This window comes from Mesorhizobium sp. M7A.F.Ca.CA.001.08.2.1 (assembly GCF_003998455.1).
Lineage (GTDB): Bacteria > Pseudomonadota > Alphaproteobacteria > Rhizobiales > Rhizobiaceae > Mesorhizobium > Mesorhizobium ciceri.
The window spans coordinates 1-4,803 of the sequence record NZ_RZPW01000487.1 but is presented as its reverse complement, the minus strand read 5'-3'; the positions used below and the strand labels follow the sequence as shown (position 1 = coordinate 4,803).

General features: G+C 61.2%; 6 protein-coding genes, 1 tRNA gene and 1 pseudogene. 5 read left to right on the top strand and 3 right to left on the bottom strand.

Annotated elements, in window-relative coordinates; all coding sequences use genetic code 11:
* From EN914_RS40005 to EN914_RS24420, 5 genes and pseudogenes are all read left to right on the top strand, one after another.
* A pseudogene (locus EN914_RS40005) lies at positions 1-131 on the top strand (DUF982 domain-containing protein); the annotation flags it as partial.
* 184 nt (positions 132-315) lie between these two features.
* Positions 316-612 (top strand): DUF6074 family protein, encoded by a 297-nt coding sequence (locus EN914_RS24435; protein WP_245265428.1) that lies wholly within the window; start codon positions 316-318, stop codon positions 610-612.
* 319 nt (positions 613-931) lie between these two features.
* Complete coding sequence (locus EN914_RS24430) at positions 932-2,158, top strand: pilus assembly protein TadG-related protein (protein WP_024505703.1); 1,227 nt, start codon at positions 932-934, stop codon at positions 2,156-2,158.
* A gap of 19 nt (positions 2,159-2,177) precedes the next feature.
* The gene (locus EN914_RS24425; protein ID WP_032899810.1) at positions 2,178-2,603 is read left to right on the top strand and encodes a TadE/TadG family type IV pilus assembly protein; all 426 of its coding nucleotides are present in this window, start codon (positions 2,178-2,180) and stop codon (positions 2,601-2,603) included.
* Positions 2,593-3,000, top strand: a complete 408-nt coding sequence (locus tag EN914_RS24420) for a TadE/TadG family type IV pilus assembly protein (protein ID WP_013531997.1) — start codon at positions 2,593-2,595, stop codon at positions 2,998-3,000. Before EN914_RS24425 ends, EN914_RS24420 begins: the two co-directional genes overlap by 11 nt.
* Positions 3,001-3,036: 36 nt before the next feature.
* On the opposite strand, the gene EN914_RS24415 is transcribed toward EN914_RS24420, so the two are convergent.
* The 3 genes from EN914_RS24415 to EN914_RS24400 all read right to left on the bottom strand — a co-directional run.
* Positions 3,037-3,198 (bottom strand): hypothetical protein, encoded by a 162-nt coding sequence (locus EN914_RS24415; RefSeq protein ID WP_013531996.1) that lies wholly within the window; start codon positions 3,196-3,198, stop codon positions 3,037-3,039.
* 821 nt (positions 3,199-4,019) lie between these two features.
* Positions 4,020-4,094: transfer RNA gene (locus EN914_RS24405), tRNA-Glu, on the bottom strand.
* A 302-nt stretch (positions 4,095-4,396) separates the two neighbouring features.
* A partial coding sequence (locus tag EN914_RS24400; RefSeq protein ID WP_127389319.1) for a YcbK family protein occupies positions 4,397-4,803 on the bottom strand: 407 nt, incomplete at its 5' end.

Sequence of the window (4,803 nt, the reverse complement as noted above, 5' to 3'; positions counted from 1 at the left end):
CGGTAGACGTGGTCAAGACCGAGGATGCTTGCCGGGCGTTCATGGCGTTTTGCCGGGCCAGCGGACTGATGGCCAGGGACATGATGACGCCGCGCAAGCGCGGCGGTGAGGCGAGGGCGCTCCAGGCCTGAGGGCCGTCGCCGTTCGCCTGCCCCGGTTCCTACGTCAACGATCGCGTTTGAACGCACACGGCGATGTCGTGAGCGCAGGGCTGCGCCCTTTTCGTCCCGACGACCGCTCCACGCTGCACCCACGTCAGCGCCGTTAAGCTTCCGTTTCCACCTTCCCGGTTACGCCATTGCTTGTTGGCAATGGTTGATTCGTTGCGTCAGTCTCATCGTTCGGAAGATGTCCCCAGAAAAAATCCGTGCATTCCCGATCGACCGTCAGGTATTCTTGGTCAGAGAGGTTGCTGCCAAGCTCGGCAACCTGCATGGCGAGCCCGCCACCTCGTTCTGGAGGGCCAAGGCGTCGGAGTTGCTCGATCTCGTCGTCGGATCGGGCAGGGACAGAACGGCAGCCGGCGACGAAGTGCGCAGGTTCTTCCTGGCCGTGCAAAGAGAGATGTCGGCCGGGGTGGTTGCGGAGCCGATGCCGATTCTTTCCGCTTGAAGAAATCCTGCACAGCTTTGGCTTCCCACTGCATTCTCCAATAGTGCGAGCAGCAATACATCGGTGTTTGCTGCCTTCGACGGCAAGTTCGCTGATCGGGTGCGAACCCATGGCCGCCTATCGCAGGCGGATGCTCTAGGACATCGATGCTCTCTCGCCGCCTCCCGCTGGCCCTAGCCCTTCTCGCTTGCCAGGAAGTGCGCTCGCGCGTTGATCAGCCAGCGAAGCACTTCTTTTTTGAAGCCAATGGACCACTGCTCAAAAATGCACCGAACTTTTTAGCCATTCGTTCATTTATGCGTGCTTTCTAATTTAAGCCATGGCCTTGAATAGCTTCACCCGTGTTCGGCTTGGAATGGACGCCATGCGCCGGAGCACGGGCGCAAACGTCGCCACCATTTTTGCCCTCACCTTGCCGGTCGTTGTCGGCGCTGCGGGCTTCGGCGTCGAGACCTCCTATTGGTACTACAACAGCCTGAGATTGCAGGCGACGGCCGATGCAGCCGCCTATGCCGGAGCGCTCGAACAGATTTCGGGTTCCGACAAGCCGACGATCGTCGCGGCCGCGACCCAGTCCGCGGCGTCGAACGGGCTGGGCTCGGGCACGATCGTCGTCAATACGCCGCCCGCGTCCGGACCGAATACGGCGAAGAAAGCGGTCGAGGTGATCGTCGGCCAGAAGCTCGACCGGATGTTCACCCTGATCTTCACACAGGACAAGGTTCCCGAACAGGCGAGGGCGGTGGCCGTCATTACCGATGCCTCGAGTGCTTGCATGCTCGCGCTCGATCCGTCCGCGTCGCAGGCGGTGCTGTTTTCCGGCAGCACCAGCGTTAAGCTCACCGGCTGCTCGGTCATGTCCAATTCCATCGCCTCCGACGCCATCAAGCTTCAGGGCGCGGCCGGTCTGCAGGCCGATTGCCTGATATCGGCGGGCGGTGTCTCTCTCAGCAATCCCGTCACCACCGTCTGCGCGGCCCCGATCACCCAGGCACTGCCTGCCGGCGATCCCTTTGTCGACCTGCCGGCCCCGGTGGCCGCGACCCCCTGCCTGAACGACAACAAGGCGACGCTCGGTCCAGGCACCTATTGCAGCGGCATGAACCTGAAGGGCAACGTCACGCTTTCGCCCGGCGTTTATGTCGTCCAGGGCAATCTCAAGATAAACGCCAACGCGGCCATCACCGGCGCCGGGGTGACCATCTTCATGTCGGGCAGCTCGACCGTCAGCATGAATGGCAATGCGTCCGTGAAGCTCAGCGCGGCGACTTCGGGCACCTACTCAGGCGTTCTGTTCTACGGCGACAGGACCGGCATGAGTGCATCCAGCACATTCAACGGCACAGCGGACTCGCTTTTGACCGGGGCCATCTATTTCCCCAAGCAGCAAGTGAGCTATCTTGGCAACTTCTCGGGCAATGGCGGCTGCACCAGGGTCGTCGCAAATACGATTCAATGGTCCGGTAATTCAACCATCAATCAGGATTGCTCGAGCCTCGGAGTGCCCAACATTCCAGCCGCGCGGTCCGTGGCACTGTCCGAGTAGCTCCGTGGGGCGCCGGTCGATGCCGATCCTTGGCGATGATTCGGGCGTTGCGGCGGTCGAGTTCGCGATGGTGCTGCCCATTCTGTGCCTGGTGCTGCTTGGTATTCTGGACGGCTGGTCCTACGTAACGAGTTCACTGTCGATGCGCGCCGGTGTGAAGACGGCCGCGAACCTGGTCATGAGCGGATCGACCGATGATGCGGCGACCCGGGCCCTTGCCATTGCGAGCTGGGAAAATCGGCCGGAAGACGGCCAGGTCACGCTAAGCCACATCCGTATGTGCGGCACGACCGTGGTCGACGCTTCCACCATGTGCAGTGGGTCCAAGGTGCCGTCGATCTATGTCCAGATACAGGCATCGGGCACCTGGGTGCCGCCAATTGCCTTCGGCACCTTTGCCGCTCCCACCGTCATCGGTCACCAGGAGGTGATCCGTGTCCGCTAGGGTAAGCGCGTTGCGGCGGGATCGATCGGGCGGGGCCGGGCTGGAGTTCGCGCTGATCGCCCCCTTCCTTGTCATGCTGCTGTTCGGAATATTCGCCTTTGGCTGGTCGATGCACTCGGTCTCCAGTGTTCGCTATACGCTGGAGACGTCAGCGCGCTCGCTGCAGCTTAAGAACACGCTGACCCAAGCCGACATTCAATCGATCGCCACGCAGAAATTGCAGGCCTTGGGGTTCAAGGACGTGAACGTCACGATCGCCATCGACCCGGTGAGCGGTGGCTTCCGCATGGCGCATCTGACCGCCGCCTATGCCTTCGTCATCGACTTCCCCTACTTCAGTTCCTTCCCGATCAACTACGCGACAACCGTTACCGTGCCGCTGCTTGGCAGCGGCTAGGCTGTGGCCTGATAGCCTCGCGCGCCGGGGCTCTGCTTACTTGTACGCCTTGAGCGTGATCAGACCACCGAGAATGGCTATAGCTATCAGGATCAGCGCCCACGACACGATGTTGTGCGACAGACGCCTCCGTCGGCCGCGCAGGGCGCGGTCGCGCCAGCGTTTGGCCTGATCAGCTCCTATGTTTAGTTTATCCATGCCCTTCTCCCCACGAGCAGAATGCGACTCATGCCGGCTGGTGTCCAGATGGCACCGGTTTGGCGGTCGTGGCGCAAGCTTGGCACTCGGCCTGCTTTTTATGCCACGGGGCTAGCTAATATATTCGTTAGTGCTAATATTAAGATTACGTTACGTCATGTTCGACCATCTGTCGGGTGCAATGTGGGGGTTCCAATGAGAGTGGCTGTATTGTGCGCGGCTGTTGTTTTCGCTGCGACCGGTGTCGCTGTTGCCAAGGAAAAGAAGGCGGCGGTCAGTGACGCTGCCGCCTTGTGTTCCACGAAACCGTCGGCCAAGAAGCCCGTTGCAAATCTGGACTGCGGTTTCACCGGAACCGCCAAATCGGAAGACAGCGGCGCAAAGGCAGAGCCGCGTCTCGGATACGACTCCAATCCGTGGATCATAACAGGCTTTTGACTTTGCACTGTCGGATGCCGGTTGAAGCGCTGAAGAGGGTCCTCTTGAGCGGCGCGCGACCCGTTCTCATGTAGGCTCCCGCACGCAAACCAGGCAAATAAATACGGACTTGCCACTCGGGGCTTCGCCCCGTTGTCGCAATGCCGTGAAAGCCCAACTCGACCGTGCAATAAAAAGCCCGCCACGGGGGCGACCTGCGGCGGGCTCTTGGAGCGGCTACATCCCTTAGGAATCGACCACTTTGTAGCAGGATTATGACCCGTGTGGCCGCGTTGGCCTATGGTGTGATCGCGGAAGACTGCGCGTCAGTTGAAGAGAGCAGCAGAGAGCCAAGCGAAATTGCCGACATTGGGAGGGAGGTTTGCGCCAAACGCAAATTTTTCTGGTACGCCCAAGGGGAATCGAACCCCTGTTACCGCCGTGAAAGGGCGGTGTCCTAACCGCTAGACGATGGGCGCGCTCAGACGAAGCGGCTTATACTGGCGTTGTGCGCAACCGGCAACCCGTCAGGTGCCACCTTGGACAACTTTTTTCCAGGCCTGCCAAATCAACGGTTTTGCCGAGGGTTGGCAGGCTTGACGATTAGCGGCGACACCCATCGTTTCGTCATCCACGGGCGGAGCAAGGAGCGCTCCGTCGCGAAGACCCGAGGATGACGAAGTTGGGGACGCTTCGGCCTATCTCGAATGTTCAGGAGGCTGGAACGATATTGCCGGAACGGCCTTGGCGGCTGACAGGCGTAGGCCGTCAAATAGCGCTGCTAGCCGTCACCGCCGCTGCGCCGGCGGCAGCGCCAGTTCCAGTCGCGCTCGGGACCGACGTCGACGTGAACCGATTCTGTGTGGCAGTATGTGCCGACACCGCCGCGACCGGGCATGCTTCTGATGTAGCTCGCCAGTTCCCATTTCGAAACGCCGGGAACCTGGATGTCGGCGGCGGCGCAATACATGTGCAGCGAATTCTTGGCGCCGTTGGCGCGCCGGTTGCGGGCCGGGTCGCGATAGCCTGACGTCACCGTCATCTTGCGGCCGTAGTGGCCTTCGATCGTCTTCAGCACGCGCACCAGCGACGGCTTCAGGCAGGCCACATCGACGCTTTCGTTCTGCTTGAGCAGCCCGTTGGGCGCCAGCCGGGCCATGCCGGCGGCGGACGCAACCTGATAGGAGC

Excerpts from the sequence above, each read along its gene's own strand:
- EN914_RS24430 (WP_024505703.1), top strand. The coding sequence starts at position 932 with ATGGCCTTGAATAGCTTCACCCGTGTTCGGCTTGGAATGGACGCCATG.
- EN914_RS24425 (WP_032899810.1), top strand. The coding sequence starts at position 2,178 with ATGCCGATCCTTGGCGATGATTCGGGCGTTGCGGCGGTCGAGTTCGCG.
- EN914_RS24415 (WP_013531996.1), bottom strand. The coding sequence starts at position 3,198 with ATGGATAAACTAAACATAGGAGCTGATCAGGCCAAACGCTGGCGCGAC.